The organism is Micromonospora sp. CNZ309 (genome assembly GCF_002846525.1).
Map to the genome: position 1 here is coordinate 6,309,855 of NZ_PJNG01000001.1, position 24,971 is coordinate 6,334,825.

Here is a 24,971-nt window from a genome sequence, read left to right on the forward strand (position 1 = left end):
GTGACGACGCGTGTGGCCGCCATCGACTGCGGGACCAACTCGATCCGACTGCTGGTCGCCGACCTGCCGGACGCCTCGGCGGGTCCGGAGGCGCCGCTGGCCGACCTGAGCCGGCGGATGGAGATCGTGCGCCTCGGCCAGGGCGTCGACAAGACGGGACGGCTGGCCCCGGAGGCGATCGAACGCACCCGGGTCGCGCTGGCCTCGTACGCCGCCGAGATCGAGAAGCTGGGCGCGGAGCGGGTGCGGATGTGCGCCACGTCGGCTTCGCGGGACGCCTCCAACGCCGCCGAGTTCCGCGAGATGGTCGAGCGGACCCTCGGGGTCGCGCCCGAGGTGGTGACCGGCGACGAGGAGGCGCGGCTCTCCTTCACCGGCGCGGTGCGCGGGCTGCCCGCCGACGCGCGCGAGCCGTACCTGGTCGTCGACATCGGCGGCGGCTCGACCGAGTTCGTCGTCGGCACCCGCGCGGGCGGCGTCGAGGCGGCCATCTCGATGGACATCGGCTGCGTCCGGATGACCGAGCGGCACCTGCACGGCGACCCGCCGGCGCTGGACGAGGTCGCCGCCGCGCAGGCCGACATCGCGGTCGCGGTGGACCGGGCGCTGGAGGCCGTGCCGGGTCGCCGGGCGGCCACGCTGGTCGGGCTCGCCGGGTCGGTCACCACCGTGGTCGCGATCGCCCAGGGCCTCCAGGAGTACGACCCGGGCCGCATCCACCACGCCCGGGTCCCGTACGACGCGGTGGCCGACGTGACCGCCGACCTGCTCGGCAGGAGCCGGGAACAGCGGCTGGCGATCCCGGTGATGCACCCGGGCCGGGCCGACGTCATCGGGGCGGGCGCCCTGGTGCTCCGGGTGATCATGGAGCGGGCGGGGATGGACTCGGTGGTCGCCTCCGAGCACGACATCCTCGACGGCATCGCCTGGTCGCTGGCCTGACAGCCGGTCGGTCTGTCCGGGCAGGTCCGACCGTTTCGGTGACGGTCTTCCGCTCCGGGCGGTCACGAAGGCCGCCTCGCCGTCGAGGCCTTGAACGTGCTCGGCAGCCTCTGCGCGAGCCTCGTGCTGGCCGCGCTCGGCCTGTGGCTCGGCGGCGAACCCCAGGGCCGGTTTCAGCCGTGGTGCGGTCTGATCGCAGTCCTGGCGGCGTTCCGGCAGGCGGGAGATCTGGAAGGCGCGCAAGGCTGGCGAACCACTGCCCACCGGAACGCCGATACCTGTGCGGCATAAAAATACCCGTGTGGTATCAGGCGAACGGATTGCACCGCTGTTGTCGAGATTCGGCGCAGCCAGTCATGAGGGGGCGCAATGAGCCCGACGCGCATCGCGAATCGTTGACGGTACTCCGCATTGCGCACTAGTGTGCAATGCGTGGACACCACACAACTGCTGAAGGGCGTGCTGGATCTCGCCGTCCTCGCCGTGCTCCGGGAGGAGGACGGCTACGGCTACGACATCCTGCGCCGGCTGCGCGACGCCGGGCTGGAGGAGGTCGGCGACGCCTCGGTCTACGGCACGCTGCGTCGGCTCTACGCCGCCGGCCTGCTGACCACCTACGTCGTGCCGAGCGAATCCGGCCCGCACCGCAAGTACTACTCCCTCAACGCCACCGGCCGGGACCAGCTCACCCGGTCCGGCAAGCTCTGGCGCTCGTTCGCCACCACCATGGACGCACTGCTCGACGATCGGGGGATGGCGGCATGACCGTCATGGAGCAGGAAATCGCGGACTACGCCGCCCGGGTCCGGGCCGCGCTGGCCGACCTGGCGCCGGCACACCGCGACGAGTTGACCGAGGACCTGCCGGAGCACCTCGCCGAGGTCGCCGCCGAGGCCGGCGGCTCGCTGGTCGACCGGCTCGGCGAACCCGAGGCGTACGCGGCCGAGCTGCGCGCCGCCGCCGGGGTCGCCGTCGCCGGCACCGGCGGGCGCCGGCTGGACCGTCGCCTCGGCGTCGCCGTGGACCGGTTCCGCGCGCGGGCGCACCGCTGGGACGTCCAACTCGGGCCACCCCTCGGGTACGCCACCGCGAGCGAGTTCCTCCGGCTGCTCCGCCCGGCGTGGTGGGTGCTGCGCGGCTACCTGGCCGCCATGCTCGTCACGGTGATCACGACCGGCGACTCGTTCGGCGTACTGCCCGAGCTCAACGGCAGCACGCTGGCCGGCCTGGTGCTGCTCGCCGGCGCCGTGCTCGCCTCGATCTGGCTCGGCCACCACACGCCGGGCCTGACCCGGCCCAAGCGGCGGCTGCTGCACGCCGGCACGGCGGTGCTGGTGATCTTCGGGATGATGGGCCTGGCGGACATGAACGGGCGCGTCGGCTCCGGCGACTTCGGCTACGAGCAGACCTCCATCGACGGGCGCTACGACCACGTCCGGGACGTCTTCGTCTACGACAGCGAGGGCCGGCTGGTGGAGAACGTCCGGCTCTTCGACCAGAACGGTGACCCGATCCGCCTCGGCTATCCGGACTGCCCCGCCGTACGGGACCCGAACGGGCTCGGCAACCCGCTGCTGTCGACCTACCCGTACTGCCCGCAGCAGGCGCCCTTCGCGCCCCGGGCGCCGGTCGGTCCCGTGCCGTCGACGGGCGTGCCGCCGGTGCCGGCACCCACCGCCCCGGGTGACCCGACCGAGCCCACGCCCACGCCGGGCGGCGCCCCGGGCACGGCGCCCGCGCCGACACAGGCATCGACCGGCACCCCGTCCCCGGCCCGGACGTGAAGCGGATCATGCCGTGAAGCTGGGAAATAGCTGAACGGATGAGTCCAGCGGGGCAACGGCTGTCGGTCCCGGTCGCTACGGTGTCGTCTGCTCACTCACCCCCCGGAAGGAAATCGCGTGTCAGAGCAGGTCGCACCGCCCCCCGCGCCGGACGCCGCCCAACCCCCGTCGGCCGTCCAGGCGCCGCCCCCGGCGGAGCCCCAGGCCGAGAAGTCCGGTTCCAAGAAGCTGCTCGGCATCGTGGGCGCGATCGTCGTGTTCCTGGTCGTCGCCGGCCTCAAGTTCGGCATCGGCTCGGCCATCGGCAACTTCTTCAACAAGGACGAGACCGCCGAGGCCAAGGCCGGCGACTGCATCGCCGAGCTGCCCGAGGTGACCGGCACCGAGGAGGAGAAGGTCGACGGCGCGAAGGTCGTCGAGTGCACCTCCACCGACGCCGTCTACAACGTGGTCGGCCGCGTCGACGGGCAGACCCAGGCGCAGGCCCGCTCCCCGGAGGCGTGCGGGCAGTACATCAAGGAGGGCCAGGAGGGTTACGTCTACTACAGCATCGAGCCGGGCAAGACCGGCTACCTGCTGTGCCTGACGAAGAAGGCCTGATCCCCCTTACGACAGCACCGTCGACGGCGGCGCGGACGACGTCCGCGCCGCCGTCGGCATTCGTGGGTACGGGCGGGCGAACAGGAGGTGAATGCCACTGTTCCGGCGTCTTCCCCGGGGCGCTCACGGCGTGGCAGGCTACCGGCACGTAACACCACTGTGCGACCAGCCAACGATGACTGACCGCTAGGAGGACGGCCGATGGGCGAGATGGTGGGCTACCGCGGCAACGGGGGGACGAGCGAGGGGTATCTCGCGATACCCTCCGGCGGTGCGGCCAGCCCTGCGGTCATCGTCATCCAGGACTGGTGGGGCCTCGTGCCGCACGTCCGGGCGGTGGTCGACCGCTTCGCCGAGGCCGGATTCGTCGCCCTCGCCCCGGACTTCCGCCACGGCGGCCCGGCCAGCAAGCCCGACGAGCCCCGGCAGATGCTGAACAGCGTGCAGATGGACGAGGCGGCCGCCGACATCGCCGGCGCGGCCGACTACCTCGCCGGGCGGCCCGAGGTCGCGGGCAAGGTGGGCTGCGCGGGCTTCTGCGCCGGGGCGAGCCTGGCCCTCTGGGCGGCCACGCGCTCCGAGCGGATCGTCGCCACCGCCGCCTTCTATCCCCGGCTGCCGTGGGACGGGATGCGCGCCGAGTGGGCCGACTACGCGGGCAAGGCGGCGCTCATCCACTGCTCCGAAGAGGACGGCACCTCCGCCGCCGACGGCGTACGGACCGTCCGCGGCGCCATCGAGACCTCCGGCGGCACCTGCCAGGTCTACGACTACCCCGGCACCTCGCACGCCTTCTTCAACGAGGACCGGCCGGAGAACTTCGACCAGCGCGCCGCCGCCACCGCCTGGGCCCGCACCCTCGAACTGTTCCGGGCCAAGCTTGGCTGAGCCCCGTACGCCCGACGAGGTGGTCGCCCGCGCCGCGCGGGCGACCGACCTGGCCGACCTCGACGCCGCCGTCAGTGACTGCTTCGCCTGCCCGCGGCTGGTGCGGTGGCGGGAGGAGGTGGCCCAGGTCCGCCGGGCGGCCTTCCGCGACCAGGAGTACTGGGGGCGGCCGGTGCCCGGTCTCGGCGTCGCCGGCGCGCGCATCGCCATCCTCGGCCTGGCGCCCGCCGCGCACGGCGGCAACCGCACCGGCCGGATCTTCACCGGCGACCGCTCCGGCGACGTGCTGTTCGCCGCGCTGCACCGGGCCGGGCTGGCCAACCAACCGACCAGCGTCGCCGCCGACGACGGCCTGACCCTGCGGGACCTGCGGATCTTCTCCGCCGTGCGTTGCGCGCCGCCGGACAACAAGCCCACCGGAGAGGAGCGGGACACGTGCGCGCCGTGGCTGCACCGCGAGGTGACGCTGATCCGGCCCACCCTGCGCGTCGTGGTCGCGCTGGGCGCGTTCGCGTGGGCCTCGTGGTGGCCGGTGCTGCGCCAGGTGTACGGTCTGCGACCGCCCAGCCCGCGACCGGCGTTCGGCCATGGGGCACACTGGTCCGGCACGGGCGCACCGGAACTGCTCGGCTGCTACCACGTCAGCCAGCAGAACACCTTCACCGGGCGGCTGACACCAGGGATGCTGGACGACGTGTTCGCCCGGGCGAAGGCACTGGCCGGGGTGGACTGAGGCGCGGGGGCGGTGGCGATGACGGACGGAACGCGTCGGCCCGTGCGACCCGCCCCGGTGGCCCGGAGGTAACCCGCGATGCAGATCAGCGTCCTGCGCAGGTGGTGGCCGGTCGCGGCGGTGGTGCTCCTGCTGGCCGTCGCCGCGCTGTCGTCCGCCCACTCGTCGATCGGCGCGAGCCGGATCCCGCCCGCCGCCGACAACATCCCCTACGTTCCGGAATATCCGACCGCCGAGCCGGACCCCTCGATCCCCGTCGAGCCCCGCGACACCGCCGAGACCACCGGGGCGCGGATCCCGGGGTGGCTCGTCACCGCCGTCGTCGTGCTGCTCGGGCTGGCACTGCTCGGCGCGTTCGGCTACCTCACCTGGACGCTGGTCCGGGGCGCGATGCGGCGCACCACGCGGGCGTTGCCGGCCCGGCGGCCCCGGCGTACGCCCGAGGGCACCGCCCGCGAGGTGGCCGCCGCCCTCGACGCCGGCCTGGAGGAGCTGGACGACCGGGCCACCGACCCCCGTACGGCGGTGATCGCCTGCTGGGTCCGTCTGGAGGAGGCCGCCGCCGGGGCCGGCGTGCCCCGGCTGGCCGGCGACACCCCCACCGACCTGGTCAGCCGCCTGCTGCGGGGCGACCCGTCGGCGGGCGTCCCGGCGATCGTCAGCGCCGACGTGCTGGCCGAGTTCGCACACGTCTACCGCGAGGCCCGGTACGCCACCCGGGAGGTCGACGAGCACACCCGCGACCAGGCCCGGGCCGCGCTGCGCCGGCTGCGCGGCGAGCTCGCCGCCGTGGTGACCGACGCCGACGCCGAGGTGCCCGCGTGACCGGGACGGATGCCGGCGTGGCCGGGGCGCGGCCGGTGCCCGCCCGGCGTGGCGAGGTGGCGCGGTGAGCAGCACCAGCATCGACGACCTGCTGAGCTTCGAGGAGGAGCGACCGGCACCCGCCGAGCCGTCCCGGGGCGGGCGGGTCGGTCGGGTGCTGCGCACCGTGGCCGGCGTGGCGGCCGTCGTGGTCGTGCTCGTCGCCGGCCTGCGCGTGGTCGGCCTGCGGGTCTCGCTGCCGGTCCTCGTCGCCGGGGTGGTGGCGCTGTTCCTGGTGCGCCGGGTCGTCGCCGCCCTGGCGCCCCCACCCCCGCCCCGCTCCGGCGGCCGGGCGCCGGCCACCACCGACGACGACGGCACCTGGAACTGGGGCGCCCGCGACGCGCTGCGCGCCGCGATCAACGGCTGGGAACGGCCGCTGGACTGGGCCGGGAAGGACCGGGAGCGGTTCGCCGAGCGGATCCTGCCGCGGATCGGCGAGCTGGCCGACGAGCGGCTGCGCCAGCGCCACGGCCTGACCCGCGAATCCGACCCGGAGCGGGCCCGCGCCCTGCTCGGCGACCGGGTCTGGACCTTCCTCAGCACCCCCTCCCGCCGCCCCCCGTCGCCGCGCGACCTCGCGGCGATCGTCGCCGAACTGGAGAAGATATGAACGACGTGGACCGCAGCATGCCCGCCGCCGAGGTCGGCCACCTCGCCCGGTCGGTGCTCGAGGCGGTCGGTCAGGTCGTGGTCGGCAAGCGGGACGCGCTGGAGCTGGTCCTCGCCGGGATCCTGGCCGGCGGGCACGTGCTGCTGGAGGACCTGCCGGGCCTCGGCAAGACGCTGACCGCGCGGTCCTTCGCGCAGGCGCTCGGGCTGGACTTCCGACGGCTCCAGTTCACCCCCGACCTGCTGCCGGCCGACGTGACCGGCTCGTTCCTCTACGACCAGCGCAGCGGCGACTTCGCGTTCCGCGCCGGCCCGGTCTTCACCAACCTGCTGCTCGCCGATGAGATCAACCGGACTCCGCCGAAGACCCAGTCGGCCCTGCTGGAGGCGATGCAGGAGAAGCAGGTCTCGGTGGAGGGCGTGACGTACAAGCTGGACGAGCCGTTCCACGTGCTGGCCACCGCCAACCCCATCGAGTACGAGGGCACCTACCCGCTGCCCGAGGCACAGCTCGACCGGTTCCTGCTCCGGGTCTCCTTCGGCTACCCGGAGGCCGACGAGGAGTGGGAGGTGCTGCGCCGGCGGATGGCCCGCCGCCGCGAGGAGGCCGAGATCAAGCCGGTGGTCGACGCGGAGACCCTGCGCGCGATGCAGGCCGCGCTGGAGGACGTGGTGGTGGAGGACTCCGTCGGCCGCTACATCGTCGCCCTGACCGCCGCCACCCGCGAGCACCCGTCGGTGCTGGTCGGCGCGTCGCCACGCGGCTCGCTGGCGCTGCTGCTGCTGGCGCGCGTACGGGCCGTCATGGCCGGGCGCGACTACGTGGTGCCGGAGGACGTCAAGGAGGTCGCCGCCCCCGCCCTCGCCCACCGGATCACGCTGCGCCCCGAGATGTGGCTGCGCCGCGTCGACCCGTCCTTCGTGGTCGGTGAGGTGCTGGAGGCGACCCCGGCGCCCGCCAGCGGTGCGCTGCCCAGCTACGCCGCAGGCCACGGGCGCTGATGGTCGCGTCCCCCGTGCCGCCCCGGGTCGAGTCGTCGGGGCCGCCGCCCGCGACCGGCTGGGTGCCCACCGGGGCGCTCGGCCGGGCGGTCCTGCTCACCGGGCTGCTGCTGATCGCGGGGGTGCTGCTCGGCCGGGTCGACCTGGTCGTGCTGGCCGCCCCGTTCGCGCTCGGCACCGCGTACGCGCTGCGCCGCCGGCCGACCGTCCTGCCGCAGGTCTGGATCTCCGGCGACGACGGCCACCTGGTCGAGGGCGGCGAACTGACCGCCACGGTCACCGTCGGCAACCCCGACCAGCTCGAATACGACGTGGCGGTGGTGCGCAGTCGGATCTCGCCGTGGCTGCGCGTCGAGCGGGCGACGATCGCCGGTGCCACCGCGGCGTCCGGCGCCCGGTCGGCGGCCGTCGCGGAACGGCCCTTCGCGACCGCCGTACCGACCGCCGCGGCCGTGGACCTGGAGCTGACCGGCACGGCGCTGCGCTGGGGCCGGCACCCCGTCGGCCCGGCGGGTGCCCGGGTCGCCGTCGCGCAGGGACTGCTGGTCTCCCGCGCCGTGATCACCGAGCCGTCCCGGGTGCGCGTCTACCCGAAGACCGAGCCGTTCGACGCGGTCGAGGCGATGCCCCGGGCCGCCGGCCTGGTCGGCGCGCACCACTCGCGCCGGCCCGGCGAGGGCGGCGAGCTGGCCGGCGTACGGGTCTTCGCCCCCGGGGACCGGCTGCGCCGGATCGACTGGCGGGTCTCGCTGCGCGCCCGGCAGCTGCACGTGGCGGCCACCCTCTCCGACCGCGACGCCGAGGTGGTGGTGCTGCTCGACGTGCTCGCCGAGGCCGGCCGCTCCGGCGGCGTCTCCGGTGCCGCCTCCGTACTGGACACCACCGTCCGGGCCGCCGCCGCGATCGCCGAGCACTACCTGCACCGCGGCGACCGGGTGTCGATGCTCGAGTACGGCCCCGCCGCGCGGCGGCTGCGCCCCGCCACCGGCCGCCGGCAGTACCTCACCGTCCTGGAGTGGCTGCTGGAGGTGCGGGCCGAGTCCTCCCCGCACGAGCCGTACGACCAGGTCTTCGGCCCGCAGGTGCTGTCGGCCGACGCGCTGGTGGTGGTCCTCACCCCGCTGCTCGACGAGCGGTCGGCACAGATGCTGGCCCGGCTGGCGCGCTCCGGGCGGTTCGTGGTCGCGGTGGACACCCTGCCGGCGGACCTCGCCCCGCCGAAGGACCGGGGCTGGGCCGAGGTGGCGTACCGGCTGTGGCGGCTGGACCGGGACACGATGATCGGGCAGCTACGCGAGCACGGGGTGCCCGTGGTGCGCTGGGCCGGCGCGGGCAGCCTCGACGAGGTGCTGCGGGACGTGGCCCGGCTGGCGACCGCCCCGAGGGTGGGCCGGTGAGCGCGAGGAACGCAGCGCGGCGGAGTCCCGCAGTCGCGAACGAAAGGCGGCACCGGTGAGCGCGAGGAACGCAGCGCGGCGGAGTCCCGCAGTCGCGAACGAAAGGCGGCACCGGTGAGCGCGAGGAACGCAGCGCAGCGGAGTCCCGCAGTCGCGAACGAAAGGCGGCACCGGTGAGCGCGAGGAACGCAGCGCAGCGGAGTCCCGCAGTCGCGAACGAAAGGCGGCACGGTTGAACGCCGTCACCGAACGGGTCCGGGCGCTGCGGCACGCCGCCGCGCGGATCAGCCTGACGCCGCTGCTGGTGCGCGCCGGCATCTTCCTCACCGTGCTGGTCGGCCTCGTGCTGGCGTACCCCTCCGAGGTGCTCCTCGGCCAGCCGCTGCTCGCGCTCGTGGCGGTGGCGGTGCTGCCGGCGGTCGGGCCGCGCCGGGTCTGGCCGACCTTCGCGGCGCTGGTCACGGTCGGCGGCTGGCTGGTCGCCACCGACGGCTACGGCCGGCCGATCGCCCTCTGGCGGCTGCTCGCCGTGGCGGCGGTGCTCTACCTCACCCACACCCTCTGCGCGCTGGCGGCCGTGCTCCCGTACGACGCGGTGGTCGATCCCGACCTGATCGTGCGGTGGCTGGCCCGGGCCGGCGGGGTGCTCCTGGCCACCTTCGTCCTCGGTGTGCTGTTGGTCGAGGTCGGCGGGCTCGGTGGTGATACCGGACACCAGGCGGCGACGGTGGTCGGCCTGCTCGTGGCGGTGGCGGTGGCGGCGTTGCTGGGGTGGCTGCTGCGCCGCAGGTGACGGCCCCTTCCGGGGGAAGTCGTGCAGGTCACAGGGGTTGTGCTCCGTCACAGAGAAGGGGCGCGGGCGGGATTAGCCGGGCCGCGCCGGGAAAGATAGATGACGTGAACCCGAAGCGGATCCTTGTGGTGGGTGCCGGGCACGTCGGTCTCTATGCGGCACTGCGCCTGTCGAAGAAGCTCAGCTCCCGTGAGGCTGAGGTCGTCGTGGTGGACCCTCAGCCCCACATGACCTACCAGCCGTTCCTGCCCGAGGCGGCGGCCGGCAACATCTCGCCCCGGCACTCCGTGGTGCCGCTGCGGCGGGAGTTGCGGCGGTGCAAGGTGGTGGCGGGCGCGGTGACGCGGATCGACCACGACCGCAAGACCGCCGTGGTGCAGCCCATCAGCGGCCCCACCCGGGAGATCCCGTACGACCACGTCGTCGTCGCCCCCGGCTCGGTGTCCCGGACGCTGCCGATCCCCGGCCTGCACGAGCACGGCATCGGCTTCAAGACCATCGGCGAGGCCATCTACCTGCGCAACCACGTGCTGGACCGGCTCGACGTGGCCGCCGTCACCCCCGACCCGGCCGTGCGTCGCTCCGCGCTGACCTTCACCTTCGTCGGCGGCGGGTACGCCGGCATCGAGGCGCTCGCCGAGATGGAGGACATGGCCCGGGACGCGCTGAAGTACTACCCGGAGCTGAAGCCGGAGGACATGCGCTGGGTGCTGGTCGAGGCGACCCAGCGGGTGCTGCCCGAGGTGGATCGGGACATGGGCGCCTACACGGTGCAGCAGCTGCTCAAGCGGAACATGGACATCAGGCTGGACACCCGCCTCGAGTCCTGCCTCGACGGGGTCGTGAAGCTCTCCGACGGCGACAGCTTCCGCTCCGACACCATCGTCTGGACGGCCGGCGTGAAGCCGTCGCCGATGCTGGACGCGACGGACTTCCCGCGCGACGAGCGGCGTCGGGTCACGTGCCTGCCGACCCTCCAGGTGGTCGACGGCGACCGGGTGGTCGAGGGCGCCTGGAGCGCCGGTGACTGCGCGGCCGTGCCGGACCTGACCAAGGAGCCCGGCAACTACTGCTCGCCGAGCGCCCAGCACGCCGTCCGTCAGGCCGCCCGGATGGCCGACAACATCGTCAACGTCGTACGCGGCCGGGAGCCGGTGGAGTACAAGCACAAGCACGCCGGCAGCGTCGCGAGCCTCGGCCTGCACAAGGGCGTGGCCCAGGTGTACGGGATCAAGATGACCGGCTGGCCGGCGTGGTTCATGCACCGGACGTACCACATGAGCCGGATCCCGTCGTTGAACCGCAAGGTCCGCGTCGTGGTGGACTGGACCCTGGCGTTCTTCCTCAAGCGCGAGGTGGTCGCCCTGGGGCAGCTGCACGATCCGCGCGAGGAGTTCGCCGAGGCCTCCCAGCCGGTCGGCGCCGGCCGGCGCTGACCGCGTCACGCGAAGGCCCCTCCGCCGTGGGCGGAGGGGCCTCTCGCGTACGTCGGGCCGGCCCGGGCGGAGGGCCGCCGCGTGCCGTGCGGCCGGTCGCCGGGCGTGGCCGCCGCGCCGCCCGGCGCGAGGTCAGACGCGCCAGGTCCAGGCGTCGGCGATCCGGGTCGCCGGCCCGTAGAGCTGCTCCAGCGTGCCGCGGAGGCTGTCGGCGTGCGGGGTGTCGACGGCCAGGGCCACGCAGGAGGCACCCCAGAAGTCCGCGTCCTCGGCGGCCTGCCGGCGCTGTCCGTCGTCGACGACCGGCTGCCCGCCGCGCCTGCCCACCTCGGCCAGCAGCGCCGAGGTGGGCCGCGGGTAGGTGCCCATCGCCGCCGTGCCGCCCCGGCCGTACGGGCCGATGAAGAAGCCCTCCGGCATGCCGAACGCCGCGTCGGCGGCGGTCGCCCAGCGCATCGGCCACGGCTGCTTGGGCGTGGCGAGCGGCACCGGCACCAGCACCCCGCCCGGCTCGACGCACTGGCGCCAGTGCCCGCCGGTGACGAACTCGGGCAGCGGCGGGCGCGCGGCCGTGGGCAGCGGGGTGGGCAGCAGCGGCAGCAACGCCACGCCCACCGCCACCGGCACCAGGCGGCGGGCCGGGCCGGCGCCGCGCAGCGCCCGGTCGACCGCCAGCACCAGCAGGGTGGCGACCAACGGCAGCACCGCGAGGGCGAACCGCATGGGTAGCGCACCGTCCACCACGGGCAGCCCCGAGAGCAGGGCGTACGGGCCCGGCACGGCGGTCCGTTCGCCGCCGACGACCACCCGGGGGCCGAGCGACAGCGCCCCCGTCACCAGCGTGCCGGCCACGCACGCGACGACCAGGGGGCGACGGCCCAGCCAGAGCGCGCAGGCGGCGGCGACCAGCAGCAGGGGCAGCCCGAGGAACGTGTTGTACTCGGCCGGCCCCGTGGTCAGCCGGGCGGCGTCGTCGTGACCCGCGACGGACAGCGGCGAGACCGTCCACCAGCTGCGCAGGTCCGCGGAGAAGTAGTGCGGGCTGAACATGCCGTCCGCAACGCCCTGCGGGCCGGCGAACTGGAACCAGAGCGGCCAGGCCAGTACGAGCAGGGCGAGCCCGGTGGCGAGCGCCATCCCGGCGGCGAAGCCGGGCAGGGCGCGGCGGGCCAGGTTCCGGTCCGCCACCGCGTAGGCGACCGCCATCACCAGCAGCGTGACCGCGCAGAGGAAGAGCACCTCCTCACCGACGAAGACCTGCGCGGTGACCGCCGCCGCCAGGCCGACGGCCGAGCTGACCATCCGCCGGCGGTCCGGCCCGTCGTCGCCGCTCGCCGGGTCGGCGGCGCGCAGCAGACGGACCACGAGCCAGACGATCACCGGAACCAGCCACTGCGCCGTCATGTGCAGGTGGCTGTTGGTCTGCGAGACCATCCCCGGGCCGAAGCCGCACAGCGCCGCCCCGAGCACGGCGGCGAGCCGGCGGGCGCGCAGGACCCGGGTGAAGAGCAGGTACCAGGCGATCGCGGTGCCGGCCAGGTTCGCCAGGGCCAGCAGGGCGAAGGTGACCGGCGCGCCCAGCAGCAGGGTCACCGGGGCGAAGAGCACGCCGAGCGCGATGACCGTGGTGTTGGTCATCAGGTTGACCCCGTCGGGCGCGTTGAGCCGCCCGGTGAGCAGGTCGAAGTCGCCGAGCAGCGCCCGCGAGTCGACGGCGAGGAACCACTCGTACAGGGCCTGGTCCTCCGGGTTGAGCGCGAGGACCCGGGCCGCCGGGTCGGGCCAGAGCCCGTGGGTGAGCCACCCGGCCAGCGCCACGAAGACCAGTGCGACGGTGACGTCCGTCCGGCGGCGGTGGACGGCGGCCAGCAGGCGCGCCGGCCGGAGCCGGTGGGCGGGGCGGTCGGTGGCGACGACAGCCTGGTCAGGGACGGCGTCGGGGGCCGTGGGGGCTGTGCTGCTCACGGTCTCGACCCTAGTGCGACCCGGACGCCGGGGTACGCCGGGCCGCCGCCGACCCGCTAACGTGACACTGCACCACGCGTGTCGACCCGCGCGGTGTCACCCGCCCGGGTGGTGGAACGGCAGACACGGCCGCCTTAAAAGCGGCTGCCGCAAGGCGTGCGGGTTCGACCCCCGCCCCGGGCACGCCCACTCTCAGCTTCCGCTCAGCTTGGCGATCTCCACGTGACTGCCCTGGGCGTTTACTCTTGTGGGTGCACGTTCACGTGCAACGACCCCCTGAGGGAGGCCTGACAGTGAAGACTTCGAACCCGGTGCTCGCCCGGCTCGGCCAGGCGGCCGAGCGGGAGCGCTCCGCCGGGTACGCCCCGACCGGGCCGTACGGACAGCCCGGCTATCCACAGCAGTACCCGACGGAGGCCGGCTACCCGGCGGCCCCGCCGACCGTCAACACCATGTCGATCGACGACGTGGTGGTCAAGACCGTCACGCTCCTGGGCATCCTCGGCATCTCCGCCGCGGCCGCGTGGGTGCTGGTGCCGGACGCCCTGCTCGGCGCGGCCTGGATCGGCGCGGCGGTGGTCGGCCTGGTCCTGGGTCTGGTCATCTCGTTCTCCCGGATGGCGAACCCGGCGCTGGTCGTCGCGTACGCCGTCGTCGAGGGCGTCTTCGTCGGCATGGTCAGCAAGTTCTTCGAGTCGCTCTACGACGGCATCGTGGTGCAGGCGGTGACCGCCACGTTCGGTGTCTTCTTCGTGATGGCCATCCTCTACAAGGCGAAGGTCATCCGGGCGACCCCGAAGTTCGTCAAGGGCATGATCGCCGTGATGGCGGGTCTCTTCGCCGTCATGCTGATCAACCTCGTGTTCGCGCTCTTCGGCGTCAACACCGGTCTGCGCGACGGCAGCCCGCTGGCGATCGGTTTCAGCCTGGTCTGCATCGTCGTCGCCGCGCTGAGCTTCGTGCTCAGCTTCAAGGAGGTCGAGGACGGCGTCCGGATGGGGCTGCCCCAGCGCTACTCCTGGGTCGCCGCCTTCGGCATCCTGGTCAGCCTGGTCTGGCTCTACATCGAGATCCTGCGCCTGCTGAGCTACTTCCAGGGCGACGACTGACCCTCGCCCGCCCGTCCGACGGCGCCCGCCCCCGCACCCGCGAGGGCGGGCGCCGTCGCGTCCGCCCCCGCCCCGCCCCGCCCGCGTCCCGCCCGCCTCTCCGCGGCGTTGATCATGAGGTTGACGGCGAAATTGATCACGATTCCCGCCGCCAACCTCATGATCGCCGGCCGGGGCCCCGGCCGGGGGCGGGGCTGGGTGGGGTGGGGGTGGGTGGTCCGTAGACTCGGCGGGGTGAGCGTGGGGGAGTTGGGGCGGGCGGTGGAGTTGCTGGTCCGTCAGGTCGGGCACTGGCAGCAGCCCCGCTGGGCGGCCACGGCCGCCGGTGGCAACGTGTCCCGCGCCGATCTCGTGCACCGGTTGGTGCAGGAGATCGCCAACCGGGCCGCCGACGCGGAGGCCGGGCCCCGGCGGACGGTGCCCCGGCTCGACAACGACCTGGCGCTGCCCGACCAGCTCCGGGTGGTGGCCGCCGACCTGGTCGCCGCCGCCCCGCCACCGGAGGTGCTGGCGCGTGCCGCCGCCGAGGTGACGGCGACCCGCGAAGTCCTCTAGCGCGATCCGCGTGTGGCCGATCGGGGGGTGCGGCCCCGACGGCGAGGCCCGCCCGGGTCGGGGCGCGCCTGGCCGGTTCAGTGCAGGCCGGCCACCCTGCTTTCCAATGGTCCAACGGGGACCCTGACGACGAGGGCCGGCCCCGACAAGGGGCCGGCCCTCTCGTCCGGGCTCAGGACTCCGGGCTCAGGCCGCTCAGCTCGGGCGTGCGACCCAGGCCGCTCAGCTCGGGCGTGCGACCCAGGCCGCTCAGCTCGGGCGTGCGGCCCAGGCCGCTCAGCTCAGGCGCTCGACGATCATGGCCATGCCCTGGCCGCCGCCGACGCACATGGTCTCCAGGCCGATCGTCTTGTCGTGCCAGTCCAGGGCGTTGAGCAGGGTGCCGGTGATGCGGGCGCCGGTCATGCCGAACGGGTGGCCGACGGCGATCGCGCCGCCCATGACGTTCAGCTTCTCCAGCGGGATGTCGAGCTGGCGGTAGGAGGGGATCACCTGCGCCGCGAACGCCTCGTTGATCTCCACCAGGTCGACGTCGTCGATGGTCATGCCGGCCCGCTTGAGCGCCTGCCGGGTGGCCTCGACCGGGCCGAGGCCCATGATCTCCGGCGAGAGGGCGGTCACGCCGGTGGAGACGATCCGGGCCAGCGGCGTGATCCCGAGGTCCCGGGCCCGCTGGGCGCTCATGATCACCACGGCGGCGGCGCCGTCGTTGAGCGGGCAGCAGTTGCCGGCGGTGACGCGGCCGTCGGGGCGGAACACCGGCTTCAGCCCGGACACCGCCTCCAGCGTGACCCCGGCGCGCGGGCCGTCGTCGGTGCCGACCACCGTGCCGTCCGGCGTGGTGACCGGGGTGATCTCCCGGGCCCAGAAGCCGTCGGCGATCGCCTTCTCGGCGAGGTTCTGGCTGCGTACGCCGAACTCGTCCATGTCGGCGCGGCTCACGTCGTACACCTGGGCCAGGTTCTCGGCGGTCTGACCCATGGTCAGGTAGATGTCCGGCAGCTCGCCGGCTTCGCGCGGGTCGGTCCAGACGGGGGCCCCACCCTGGGCGCGGGCCTGGGAACGCTCGGCGGCGGCGGCGAAGCGCGGGTTCTCCCAACCGCCGCCGACCAGCGCCTGCGCCTCCTTCGGCAGCCCGTCGGAGCTGCCGCGGGCGTACCGGGAGACGGTCTCCACGCCAGCGGAGATGAACACGTCGCCCTCGCCGGCCCGGATCGCGTGCATCGCCATCCGGGTCGTCTGCAACGAGGAGGCGCAGTAGCGGGTGAGCGTCGCGCCGGGCAGCGTGTCGAGGCCCATCAGGGTGGCGACCACCCGGGCCATGTTGAAGCCCTGCTCGCCGCCGGGCAGACCGCACCCCAGGTAGAGGTCGTCGATCTCGGTCGGGTCGAGCTGGGGAACCTTGTCCAGGGCGGCCCGCACGATGGTCGCGGCGAGGTCGTCCGGGCGGACGTCGCGCAGGGACCCCTTGTGCGCCCGGCCGATGGGAGAGCGGGCGGTGGCGACGATGACGGCGTCGCGGGACGACTCAGTCGGCATGAACCAACGTTAACCCGTCGGTAACTTCGGGTGGAAGCTGCCCGCCGGCCGGGAAATGTCACGCCTGCGGCGGCTGGCCCGCCGGCGGGGAGATGTCACGCCCGCGGCGGCTGGTCAGTGCCGGGAGGCGACCGCCGCGGCGGCGGCGACGGCCGGGAGCAGGGCGTGCGCCCAGACCCGGTAGCCGTCGGCGGAGGGGTGGTAGCCGTCGTGGCACAGCGTGCCGGCGTCGGCCCGGAACACCGCCCCGGTCTCGGTGGCCAGGTCGACGACGGTGCCGCCGGCGTCGAGCACCGCCGCCGTCTGGGCGCGGGCCACCCGCCGACCCGACCAGCCGACCACGTTGCGCAGCGGCGGGGCGATCGCGCGTACGGCGCCCAGGTCGGGGCACGTGCCGACGACGACCTCGACCCGGGCCTCGCGCAGCCGGTGCACGGCCGCCCCGAGGTAGGCGGCGGCCTCCACCGGGCGACGCAGGGTGGTGGCGTCGTTGGCCCCGATCAGGATCACCGCCACGTCGGGACGCTCGCCGAGCAGCGCCCGGGCCACCTGGGTGGCCAGGTCCGTCGAGCGGGAGCCCGAGACACCGACGCTGGACAGGTGCACCCGGCGGCCGTTCGGGCCCTCGGCGAGCAGGTTGGCCAACTGCCCGCCGATGGTCTCGTCGAGGCGGCCGACCCCGACGCCGAGGGCGGACGAGTCGCCGAGCAGCACCAGCCGCAGCGGCGGCGCGTCGGCGCGCCCGACCGTGGCGCGCAGGGCGAGCGCCAGCTCCGGCTGGGCGTACCGGCGGTGCCGGGCGGCGAAGGCCTGCCCGGCCAGGACGGCGGCGCCGCCGACCGTGCCGGCGATGAGGCTGAGCGTCGCCGCCCGGCCCAGTCGGTTGGCGAGCCCCGAGGGGATGAAGCGCTCGCTCATGCCAGTCCCTCCAGTGTGGGTGAGTCGGCGGCGGGGCCGGGCTGCGGCACCGCGCCGACACCGAAGAAGGTCCGTCGGCGCAGCTGCGCCCACCGGCCGGCGGGGCCGCGCTCGCGCCCCCGGACCCGGGTGCCGCTGACCTCGGTGCCCGCGTGGCGGGCCGCCTCCTGCGCGGCCTGCGGCAGCGACCGTACGCCCTCGCCCCGCAGGAGGGTCGGACGCCGTTCCTGCCCCGCGCCGAGCGCGGAGAGCACGGTCGGCAGCAGCGCGGCGGCGGCCACGGCGTAGCCCTCCGCCGAGGGGTGGAACCGGTCCCAGGCGAACATCCGGGTCGGCTCGGCCGCGAACCGGGGCCCGAGCAGGTCGCCGAGGGAGACCGTCCAGCCGCCGGCCTCGACCACGGCGACCGTCTGGGCGGCGGCGAGCTGCCGGCTCCAGCGGCGGGCCAGCCAGCGCAGCGGCGGCCGGATCGGCTGGATGGCGCCCAGGTCGGGGCAGGTGCCGACGACCACCTCGCAGCCGGCGGCGCGCAGCGTGCGGACCGCCTCGACCAGGTAGCGCACCGCCAGGCCGAGCGGCGTGCGGTTGGTCACGTCGTTGCCGCCGATCAGGATCACCGCGACGTCGGGCCGGCACTCCAGGGCCGCCTCCACCTGGTGGCGCAGCACGGCCGAGATGGCGCCGACCACGGCGAAGCGGTGCAGCCGGACGGGGCGTTGCAGGCGGCGGGACAGGCCGGTGGCGAGCAGGGCGCCGGGCGTCTCCCGGCGGCGGTGCACGCCGTAGCCGGCGGCCGACGAGTCGCCCAGCACGACGACCGTGACCGGCGGGCCGGGCAGCTTCGCGCCGTAGACGCCGTCGCAGCGCGGCGGCGGCGCCTCCGCCATCGGGATCGTGCGGCGGGCCTGGCGGGCCTGCCCGAGGAGCACACCGCCGGTCGCGACCGCGGCCGCCGCGGTGGCACCCGTGCCGATCGCCGCGAGGCGGGCGACCTGCCGGGCGCGCTGCCAGCGCGAACCGACCGGGACGACGGAACCAGCGACCCCCATACAGCGACATTATCGCGCCGGCACGACACGCCGCTGTCGTCGTGTCGGCTCGCGGGTGCCTGGAAGTCGACGGTCCTGGGTATCTGTACGGGTGACCGGAGGGCGGTTGCGCCGACGCGTCATCCTGGCACGTGGAGAGGGGCCGAACATGGGGAAGACATTGAAGCGCACCGCGGCGTTCAGCGCGTTGGCCCGGGCACTAGCGGCCGGGTCGCGGGGCGGGCCGTCGCTCGGGGCGCGGCTGGGCGCGCTGCCCCGGATGATCCGGGCGACCACCCGGGGGGAGTACGACGGCGGCCTGCGGCTGGCCCTGATGACCGCGGCGACGGCGTACATCGTCTCGCCGGTGGACCTGCTTCCGGAGATCCCGCTGGCGATCTTCGGACTGGCCGACGACGCGGTCATGGTGACCTGGCTGGCCGGCAGCGTGCTGGCCGAGACCGAGCGGTTCCTGGAGTGGGAGGCCCGGCGCAGCTCGGTGATCCCCGGACACGTGGCGTCCTGAACCCACGTACCCTGGGGCGTCGAGAAGACGTCTGCCCGGCCGCCGCCGGCGGCGCCGGAGGAGAAGGGCACAACGAGGTGCGGTACTACGACAACGTCGTCGAGCTGATCGGCAACACCCCGCTGGTACGGCTGCGCAACGTCACGGCCGGGATCCAGGCCACCGTCCTGGCGAAGGTGGAGTACCTCAACCCGGGCGGCTCGGTGAAGGACCGGATCGCCCTGCGGATGGTGGAGGACGCGGAGAAGGCGGGCCTCCTCCAGCCGGGTGGCACGATCGTCGAGCCGACCAGCGGCAACACCGGCGTCGGCCTGGCGCTGGTGGCACAGCTGCGGGGCTACAAGTGCGTCTTCGTCTGCCCCGACAAGGTCAGCCAGGACAAGCAGGACGTGCTGCGGGCGTACGGCGCCGAGGTGGTGGTCTGCCCGACCGCCGTGGCCCCGGAGGACCCGCGCTCCTACTACAACGTCTCGGACCGGCTGGCCCGGGAGATCCCCGGCGCCTGGAAGCCCAACCAGTACAGCAACCCGGCCAACCCGCGCTCGCACTACGAGACCACCGGGCCCGAGCTGTGGGAGCAGACCGGGGGCGAGATCACCCACTTCGTGGCGGGCGTCGGCACCGGCGGCACCATCTCCGGCATCGGGCGCTACCTGAAGGAGGCCTCGGAGGGCCGGGTGCGGGTCGTCGGCGCCGACCCGGAGGGCTCCGTCTACTCCGGCGGCACCGGCCGGCCCTACCTGGTCGAGGGCGTCGGCGAGGACTTCTGGCCGGAGACGTACGACCGGGGTGTCGCCGACGAGATCATCGAGGTCTCCGACAAGGCGTCCTTCGAGATGACCCGTCGGCTGGCGCGCGAGGAGGGGCTGCTGGTCGGCGGCTCCTGCGGGATGGCCGTGGTGGCCGCCCTCGAAGTGGCACGCAAGGCGGGCCCGGACGACGTGGTCGTGGTGCTGCTGCCGGACAGCGGCAAGGGCTACCTGTCCAAGATCTTCAACGACGGCTGGATGGCCCGCTACGGCTTCCTGGACAACGCCGGCACGGAGCCGACGGTCGCCGACGCGCTCGCCGGCAAGCCGGGCGGCCTGCCCGAGCTGGTGCACGTGCACCCGACCGAGACGGTCCGCGACGCGATCGACTACATGCGCGAGTACGGCGTCTCGCAGCTGCCGGTGCTCAAGGCCGAGCCCCCGGTGGTGACCGGCGAGGTGGCCGGCTCGATCGCCGAGAAGGACCTGCTAGACGCGCTCTTCACCGGCCAGGCGCACCTGCACGACACCATCGAGCGGCACATGGCCGAGCCGCTGCCGATGATCGGTGGCGGGCAGCCGGTGAGCGAGGCGGTCGGCCTGCTGGAGAAGTCCGACGCCGCCCTGGTGCTGGTCGACGGCAAGCCCAAGGGTGTGCTCACCCGCCAGGACCTGCTGGCCCACCTCGGCGCCCGCTGACCGCTTGAGGAACGCCCCCTGTCGGCGCCTGGTGCGCACGGCAGGGGGCGTTCTTCACAACGGGCGGGCGTACCGGAGCTGGGGCACGACCGCCGGGCCGATGTGTTCGTCGCGTTCGGTGCCGGTGAGGGTCCAACCGCCGCGCTCGTAGAAGGCCCGGGCGTGCGCGTTGTCCCGCAGCACCCAGAGCACCGCGCGGGACCAGCCGCGTACGCGCATGGCGTCCAGCGCGTCGACCATCAGGGCGCGGCCGGTGCCCCGTCCGCGCTCGGCGGGTTCGAGGTGGATGGCGTTGAGCAGGCCGGTCGCCGCGTCGCCCTCGTCGTCCGGGCCGAGGTAGCTGAACCCGACCAGTCGGCTGTCGCGCTCGGCCACGGTCATCCGGTGCTCGTCGCGCTCCCACGTCCAGCGCTCGGTCCAGTAGGCGCCCATCGCCTCGGGCGTCGGCTCGGCCAGCGCCCGCGCCGGCAGGAAGGCCGAGTAGGCGGCGACCCGGGAACGTTGGTGCAGCGCACCCACCGTCAGCAGGTCGTCGACGGTGGCGGGGCGCAGGGTGACCGTCACCCGGCCGAGGCTACCCGCCGGGGCGGGACCTGCACGGTCGTCAGGTCCTCGGCGATCACCAGGTCGCCGTCGAAGTGCGCGCGGGCCTCGTCGGCGAAGCGGGCCGGGTCGGCGTAGCGCTGGGAGAAGTGGGTCAGCACGAGCCGGCGTACGCCCGACTCGGCCGCCACCCGCGCGGCCTGGCCCGCCGTGAGGTGGCCGACCTCGGCGGCGAGCGCGGCCTCCGAGTCGAGGAACGTCGACTCGATGACCAGCAGGTCGGCGTGCTCGGCGAGGGCGTACACCCCGTCGCAGAGGCCGGTGTCCATGACGAAGGCGAAGCGCTGCCCGGGCCGGGGCACGCTCACCTCCTCGCGGGTGACGCGACGCCCGTCGAGGTCGAGGTGGCCGACGCGGATCAGCTCCCCGACCGCCGGCCCGGCGATGCCGTACGCGGCCAGCCGCTCCGGCAGCATCCGGCAGCCGTCGGGCTCGACGAGCCGGTAGCCGTACGTCTCGATCGGGTGCCGCAGCCGGCGGGCCTCCAGCGTGCCGACGCCCAGCGCGATGCGCTGCCCGTCGGTCCCGATCGGCTCGACGCGCAGCTCGGCGGTCTCGTGGAAGCTGGAGGCGTGCCGCAGGCGCGCGAAGTATTCCGCGCCGCCGGCCGGGAAGTGCACCGCCACCGGGTGCGGCACCCGGTCCAGGGAGAGCCGCTGGATGGTGCCGGGCAGGCCGAGGCAGTGGTCGCCGTGGAAGTGGGTGACGCAGATCCGGGTCAGGTCCGTGGCGGTGACCGTGGTGTGCAGGAGCTGCCGCTGGCTGCCCTCGCCCGGGTCGAGGAGGATCACCTCGTCGTCCCAGCGCAGCACGTACCCGTTGTGGTTGCGCTGCCGCGTGGGGGCCTGGCTGGCGGTCCCGAGCACCACCAGCTCGCGCATCGACACGGTGACCTCCGGCTGCGTCGGCCACCCGGCCGCGGAAAGGGTCGACCCCCGGGGCTTCCGCGCTCGCGCGCGGGCCGGCTGGACTGGGCCGGCACCCCGGGGGTCGGGTGGCTGTCGTGGTTTCGCCGCACCGCTGCCACACGGTCTCGACGATCGTGCATGCCCGCCTCGCGGCGGACGTGGTTTTCACTGTCGAGGACAGCGGCTAGCGGACAGCCACCTCACGAGTCCGATTGCTATACAAGTCTGGACCACCTCCTTTCCCGTGTACCGCCACGCTATCCACCCCTCGCGGCCGGGGCAACGGATTTCGATCACACGAGGTCGGGGAATGGCGGGCCGGCGCTCAGGCGTTCTCGGCGATGCCGATCGGCCCCTCGCGCGGGCCCTCCTCGCTGGCCGGCTGCACGGCCAGCGACGGGAAGTCGGCCAGGTCGCCCTCCGGCTCGGCGTCCCACTCGGGGAAGACCAGGTCGCTCTGGAGATAGAGGCAGAGCAGCTGGGTGAGCTGACGCAGGCCCTCCAGGTGGGTGCGCTCGTGCCCGTGGGTGGCGTCCACGCCGAAGCCGAGCAGCGCCACCCGGGCGTGCGCGCCGGCCTCCACGGCCGCCGCCACGTCCGAGCGGTAGTACTCGAAGACGTCGCGGACCAGGTCCACCCCGTGCTCGGCGGCGATCGAGGCCAGGTTGCGGGTCAGGTGGTAGTCGAACGGCCCGACCCCGTCGCCCATCGCCAGGGTGGCCGCGTCCTCGCGGGACTGCTGGCCGGGCGCCACCACCGCCGCGTCCACCGACACGATCTCCGCCACGTCCGGGTCGAGCCCGTGCGACGCCCCGTGCCCGATCTCCTCGGTCACGGTGACCAGCAGGTGCGCGGTGACCGCCGGGCGTACGTCGGCGTCGACCATCGCCTTGAGGGCGGTGAGGACGGCGGCCACGCCGGCCTTGTCGTCCAGGTGCCGGGACTTGACGTACCCGCTGGGGGTGATCGTCGGGTTCGGCAGGAACGCCACGAAGTCACCCGCGTCGATGCCGAGGGCGCGCAGCCCGGCGACGTCCTCGACCGGCTCGTCGACCCGCACCTCGACGTGCTGCCAGCCGACGCCCTGGAGGTCCACGTCGTCGTTGTAGCGGTGGCCGCTGGCCTTCAGCGGCAGCACCTGGCCGGTGATCACCCGCTCCAGGTCGTCGGTGAAGATCCGCACGTGCGCGCCCTCGGCGAACCGGGCGCTGTGCGTACCGATCGTCTTCAGCTCCAGCCGGCCGTTCTCCTTCAGCCGCTTCACCATGCCGCCGATGGTGTCGGTGTGCACCACGATCGCCCGGTCGGCGCCGGTCGAGCGGGGGCCGGGCAGGCAGGCGCTCAGCGCACCGCGCCGGGTCAGCGTGGAGGGGATGCCGAGCGCGGAGAGCCGCTCGCCGACGTACTGCTGCACGTGGTCCGTACGCCCCGACGGGCTCGGGATCTCCAGCAGCTCCACCAGCACCTGGCGCAGGTAGTCCAGGTCGATCTCCAGAGGCCTCGGGCTCACGCCGCACCTCCCGGGCCGGCCGGGGTCCAGAGCCGCTGCGGCGCGCGGGTGCCCGGGAAGAGCAGGTCCACGAAGCGCTCGGCGGTCGGCTGCGGCTCGTGGTTGGCCAGGCCGGGCCGCTCGTTGGCCTCGATGAAGACGTGCTCCGGGCGGTCCGGGGCGCCGACCAGCAGGTCCAGCCCGGTGACCGGGATGTCCAGGGCCCGGCTGGCCGCCACGCACGCCTCGGCGATCGACGGGTGCAGCATTGCGGTGACGTCGTGGATGGTGCCGCCGGTGTGCAGGTTTGCGGTCCGGCGTACGGCCAGCACCTGCCCCTCGGGTAGCACGTCGTGCAGCTCGTGGCCGGCCTCGGCCAGCACGTCGCGGGTCATGTCGTCGAGCGGGATCCGGGACTCGCCACCGGTGGCGGCGGCACGGCGGCGGCTCTGCCGCTCGATCAGCTCGGCGATGTCGTGCACCCCGTCGCCGGTGATCGAGGCGGGGCGCCGGACCGCGGCGGCCACCACCTCGTGGTCGATGACGACGACCCGCAGGTCCTCGCCGGCGCGCATCTCCTCGATCAGCACGTCCGGGCAGAAGCGGGCGGCCAGCTCGACGGCGGCCGTCAGCGCCCCGGCGGTGCGTACGCCCACCGTGATGCCGTTGCCCTGCTCGCCCCGCGCCGGCTTGACCACCGCCCGGCCGACCTCGGCGAGGAAGGCGGCGTCGCGGTCGTCGCCGGTGGCGGTCCGGCCGCGCGGCACGGACAGCCCCGCCTCGGCGAGGATGCGGCGGGTCACCCGCTTGTCGTCGCAGCGGCTCATCGCCACCGCCGAGGTCAGCTCCGACAGCGACTCGCGGGTCAGCACGGTCCGCCCGCCGCTGCTCAGGCGCAGCTCACCCCAGGCCGGGTCGGTGACCTCCACCCGGATGCCGCGCCGCATCGCCTCGTCGGCGACGATCTTCGCGTACGGGTTGAGCTGGTCGTACCCCTGGGGCATGGCGGGCAGGAAGAGCCGCTCGTTGATCGGGTTCTTCCGCTTCACGCAGAGCGTCGACGTGCGGTAGAAGCCGAGCCGCTCGTAGAGCCGGATCGCCCCGGCGTTCTCGGCGAGCACGGACAGGTCCACGTACGCCCGGCCCCGCTCGACCAGCCGGGCGGCCAGCGCGGTGATCAGCGCCTGCCCGGTGCCCGGCGGCGCGGTGTTGAAGTCGACGGTGAGGCACCACAGGCTGGCGCCGTTCTCCGGGTCGTCGAAGACCGCGACGTGGTCGACGCCGGTGATGGTGCCGACGACCTCGCCGGTGGCGTCCTCGGCGACCAGGTGCAGGAACCGGTCGGTGCCCGCGTTGGCGACGAGCACGTCCACTCCGGCGGTGACCATGCCGTTGCGGGCGTAGATCCGGTTCACCGCGTCCGCGTCGGCGGCGTCGGCCAGCGGGCGGATGGACAGCCCCGGCACCTCGCCGTCGCCGGTCGGCCGGTCGCCGCCGAGCGGCAGCCGGTAGGTCAGCGACGGATCGATGAACAGCTCGTCGGGCAGTCGCGACACCAGCACGTGGGGGTCGCGCAGGTAGATGCAGATGTCCCGGGAGCCGGCGGCCTCCGAACGCAGTACGGCGGCGACGGCGGCCTGGTCGGCGAAGGTCTGCCCGAAGACGAGCCGCCCCCAGCCGCAGTCCAGCACCACGTCGGTGTCGCCCTCCCGGGTCGGCGGCTCCGCCGGCTCCGGCGCCATCGGGTCGCCGCCGGGACCCACCCGCTCCCGTCGCCGGCCGGTGCGCGACCGGTCGGGCCGGGCGGTGCCGGTCGCCAGGGTGTCCGTCAC

General features: G+C 74.3%; 24 protein-coding genes, 1 tRNA gene and 1 pseudogene. 18 read left to right on the forward strand and 8 right to left on the reverse strand.

Annotated elements, in window-relative coordinates; all coding sequences use genetic code 11:
• Positions 1 to 12: 12 nt before the first annotated feature.
• The 13 genes from CLT72_RS27290 (at position 13) to CLT72_RS27350 (ending at position 11,051) form a co-directional block, all read left to right on the forward strand.
• Positions 13 to 942: a Ppx/GppA phosphatase family protein gene (locus CLT72_RS27290; protein ID WP_101415419.1), complete on the forward strand. Its 930-nt coding sequence runs from the start codon at positions 13 to 15 to the stop codon at positions 940 to 942.
• Between the two features lie 90 nt (positions 943 to 1,032).
• The gene (locus tag CLT72_RS27295) at positions 1,033 to 1,233 is read left to right on the forward strand and encodes a hypothetical protein (protein ID WP_144082340.1); all 201 of its coding nucleotides are present in this window, start codon (positions 1,033 to 1,035) and stop codon (positions 1,231 to 1,233) included.
• A 141-nt stretch (positions 1,234 to 1,374) separates the two neighbouring features.
• On the forward strand, positions 1,375 to 1,707 hold the full coding sequence (locus CLT72_RS27300) for a PadR family transcriptional regulator (RefSeq protein WP_101414198.1): 333 nt from the start codon (positions 1,375 to 1,377) through the stop codon (positions 1,705 to 1,707).
• On the forward strand, positions 1,704 to 2,726 hold the full coding sequence (locus CLT72_RS27305) for an HAAS signaling domain-containing protein (RefSeq protein ID WP_101414199.1): 1,023 nt from the start codon (positions 1,704 to 1,706) through the stop codon (positions 2,724 to 2,726). The genes CLT72_RS27300 and CLT72_RS27305 overlap by 4 nt, the downstream gene beginning before the upstream one ends.
• 117 nt (positions 2,727 to 2,843) lie before the next feature.
• Complete coding sequence (locus CLT72_RS27310; RefSeq protein ID WP_089001965.1) at positions 2,844 to 3,326, forward strand: LppU/SCO3897 family protein; 483 nt, start codon at positions 2,844 to 2,846, stop codon at positions 3,324 to 3,326.
• A 201-nt stretch (positions 3,327 to 3,527) separates the two neighbouring features.
• Entirely contained in the window at positions 3,528 to 4,214 is a 687-nt protein-coding gene (locus tag CLT72_RS27315; RefSeq protein ID WP_101414200.1) for a dienelactone hydrolase family protein, read from the forward strand.
• Between the two features lie 19 nt (positions 4,215 to 4,233).
• The gene (locus CLT72_RS27320; protein WP_101414201.1) at positions 4,234 to 4,947 is read left to right on the forward strand and encodes a uracil-DNA glycosylase; all 714 of its coding nucleotides are present in this window, start codon (positions 4,234 to 4,236) and stop codon (positions 4,945 to 4,947) included.
• Between the two features lie 78 nt (positions 4,948 to 5,025).
• Positions 5,026 to 5,772, forward strand: a complete 747-nt coding sequence (locus CLT72_RS27325; protein WP_101414202.1) for a DUF4129 domain-containing protein — start codon at positions 5,026 to 5,028, stop codon at positions 5,770 to 5,772.
• A gap of 64 nt (positions 5,773 to 5,836) precedes the next feature.
• A complete protein-coding gene (locus tag CLT72_RS27330; protein ID WP_101414203.1) occupies positions 5,837 to 6,424 on the forward strand; it encodes a hypothetical protein in 588 nt (195 codons plus the stop codon).
• Positions 6,421 to 7,425: an AAA family ATPase gene (locus tag CLT72_RS27335; protein ID WP_089001960.1), complete on the forward strand. Its 1,005-nt coding sequence runs from the start codon at positions 6,421 to 6,423 to the stop codon at positions 7,423 to 7,425. The genes CLT72_RS27330 and CLT72_RS27335 overlap by 4 nt, the downstream gene beginning before the upstream one ends.
• Positions 7,425 to 8,822, forward strand: a complete 1,398-nt coding sequence (locus tag CLT72_RS27340) for a DUF58 domain-containing protein (RefSeq protein WP_101414204.1) — start codon at positions 7,425 to 7,427, stop codon at positions 8,820 to 8,822. Before CLT72_RS27335 ends, CLT72_RS27340 begins: the two co-directional genes overlap by 1 nt.
• 232 nt (positions 8,823 to 9,054) lie before the next feature.
• The gene (locus CLT72_RS27345) at positions 9,055 to 9,615 is read left to right on the forward strand and encodes a hypothetical protein (RefSeq protein WP_101414205.1); all 561 of its coding nucleotides are present in this window, start codon (positions 9,055 to 9,057) and stop codon (positions 9,613 to 9,615) included.
• Positions 9,616 to 9,719: 104 nt separating this feature from the next.
• Entirely contained in the window at positions 9,720 to 11,051 is a 1,332-nt protein-coding gene (locus tag CLT72_RS27350; RefSeq protein WP_101414206.1) for an NAD(P)/FAD-dependent oxidoreductase, read from the forward strand.
• A 132-nt stretch (positions 11,052 to 11,183) separates the two neighbouring features.
• On the opposite strand, the gene CLT72_RS27355 is transcribed toward CLT72_RS27350, so the two are convergent.
• Positions 11,184 to 13,016 (reverse strand): DUF6311 domain-containing protein, encoded by a 1,833-nt coding sequence (locus tag CLT72_RS27355; protein WP_101414207.1) that lies wholly within the window; start codon positions 13,014 to 13,016, stop codon positions 11,184 to 11,186.
• 102 nt (positions 13,017 to 13,118) lie between these two features.
• Between CLT72_RS27355 and CLT72_RS27360 the strand changes: the two genes are divergently transcribed.
• The 3 genes from CLT72_RS27360 (at position 13,119) to CLT72_RS27370 (ending at position 14,680) form a co-directional block, all read left to right on the forward strand.
• Positions 13,119 to 13,199 (forward strand) — tRNA-Leu (locus tag CLT72_RS27360).
• 110 nt (positions 13,200 to 13,309) lie between these two features.
• Positions 13,310 to 14,125: a Bax inhibitor-1/YccA family protein gene (locus CLT72_RS27365; protein WP_089001955.1), complete on the forward strand. Its 816-nt coding sequence runs from the start codon at positions 13,310 to 13,312 to the stop codon at positions 14,123 to 14,125.
• A gap of 234 nt (positions 14,126 to 14,359) precedes the next feature.
• Positions 14,360 to 14,680, forward strand: a complete 321-nt coding sequence (locus CLT72_RS27370; protein ID WP_101414208.1) for a hypothetical protein — start codon at positions 14,360 to 14,362, stop codon at positions 14,678 to 14,680.
• Between the two features lie 276 nt (positions 14,681 to 14,956).
• Here CLT72_RS27370 and CLT72_RS27375 read toward each other — a convergent pair whose 3' ends face one another.
• From CLT72_RS27375 to CLT72_RS27385, 3 genes and pseudogenes are all read right to left on the reverse strand, one after another.
• Positions 14,957 to 16,219, reverse strand: coding sequence for an acetyl-CoA C-acetyltransferase (locus CLT72_RS27375; RefSeq protein WP_101414209.1), 1,263 nt, complete (start codon positions 16,217 to 16,219; stop codon positions 14,957 to 14,959).
• A gap of 114 nt (positions 16,220 to 16,333) precedes the next feature.
• Positions 16,334 to 17,137 carry an SGNH/GDSL hydrolase family protein gene (locus CLT72_RS27380; protein ID WP_101414210.1) on the reverse strand — a complete coding sequence of 268 codons (804 nt, stop codon included), beginning with the start codon at positions 17,135 to 17,137 and terminating at the stop codon, positions 16,334 to 16,336.
• Positions 17,126 to 18,186: pseudogene (locus tag CLT72_RS27385) on the reverse strand (SGNH/GDSL hydrolase family protein); the annotation flags it as partial. The pseudogene CLT72_RS27385 and the gene CLT72_RS27380, both read right to left, overlap by 12 nt.
• A gap of 148 nt (positions 18,187 to 18,334) precedes the next feature.
• Between CLT72_RS27385 and CLT72_RS27390 the strand changes: the two are divergent.
• On the forward strand, positions 18,335 to 18,691 hold the full coding sequence (locus CLT72_RS27390; RefSeq protein ID WP_101414212.1) for a YkvA family protein: 357 nt from the start codon (positions 18,335 to 18,337) through the stop codon (positions 18,689 to 18,691).
• A gap of 77 nt (positions 18,692 to 18,768) precedes the next feature.
• Positions 18,769 to 20,139, forward strand: coding sequence for a cystathionine beta-synthase (locus tag CLT72_RS27395; protein ID WP_101414213.1), 1,371 nt, complete (start codon positions 18,769 to 18,771; stop codon positions 20,137 to 20,139).
• A 54-nt stretch (positions 20,140 to 20,193) separates the two neighbouring features.
• Here the strand turns inward: CLT72_RS27395 and CLT72_RS27400 are convergent, their stop codons facing one another.
• The 4 genes from CLT72_RS27400 to ngg form a co-directional block, all read right to left on the reverse strand.
• Positions 20,194 to 20,703: a GNAT family N-acetyltransferase gene (locus CLT72_RS27400; protein ID WP_101414214.1), complete on the reverse strand. Its 510-nt coding sequence runs from the start codon at positions 20,701 to 20,703 to the stop codon at positions 20,194 to 20,196.
• Entirely contained in the window at positions 20,700 to 21,629 is a 930-nt protein-coding gene (locus tag CLT72_RS27405) for a ribonuclease Z (RefSeq protein ID WP_101414215.1), read from the reverse strand. Before CLT72_RS27405 ends, CLT72_RS27400 begins: the two co-directional genes overlap by 4 nt.
• Before the next feature lie 346 nt (positions 21,630 to 21,975).
• Positions 21,976 to 23,160 carry an osmoprotectant NAGGN system M42 family peptidase gene (locus CLT72_RS27410; protein ID WP_101414216.1) on the reverse strand — a complete coding sequence of 395 codons (1,185 nt, stop codon included), beginning with the start codon at positions 23,158 to 23,160 and terminating at the stop codon, positions 21,976 to 21,978.
• Complete coding sequence (ngg, locus tag CLT72_RS27415; protein WP_101414217.1) at positions 23,157 to 24,971, reverse strand: N-acetylglutaminylglutamine synthetase; 1,815 nt, start codon at positions 24,969 to 24,971, stop codon at positions 23,157 to 23,159. Before ngg ends, CLT72_RS27410 begins: the two co-directional genes overlap by 4 nt.

Excerpts from the sequence above, each read along its gene's own strand:
- CLT72_RS27305 (WP_101414199.1), top strand. The coding sequence starts at position 1,704 with ATGACCGTCATGGAGCAGGAAATCGCGGACTACGCCGCCCGGGTCCGG.
- CLT72_RS27375 (WP_101414209.1), bottom strand. The coding sequence starts at position 16,219 with ATGCCGACTGAGTCGTCCCGCGACGCCGTCATCGTCGCCACCGCCCGC.
- CLT72_RS27315 (WP_101414200.1), top strand. The coding sequence starts at position 3,528 with ATGGGCGAGATGGTGGGCTACCGCGGCAACGGGGGGACGAGCGAGGGG.
- CLT72_RS27325 (WP_101414202.1), top strand. The coding sequence starts at position 5,026 with ATGCAGATCAGCGTCCTGCGCAGGTGGTGGCCGGTCGCGGCGGTGGTG.
- CLT72_RS27340 (WP_101414204.1), top strand. The coding sequence starts at position 7,425 with ATGGTCGCGTCCCCCGTGCCGCCCCGGGTCGAGTCGTCGGGGCCGCCG.
- CLT72_RS27380 (WP_101414210.1), bottom strand. The coding sequence starts at position 17,137 with ATGAGCGAGCGCTTCATCCCCTCGGGGCTCGCCAACCGACTGGGCCGG.
- CLT72_RS27390 (WP_101414212.1), top strand. The coding sequence starts at position 18,335 with ATGGGGAAGACATTGAAGCGCACCGCGGCGTTCAGCGCGTTGGCCCGG.
- CLT72_RS27335 (WP_089001960.1), top strand. The coding sequence starts at position 6,421 with ATGAACGACGTGGACCGCAGCATGCCCGCCGCCGAGGTCGGCCACCTC.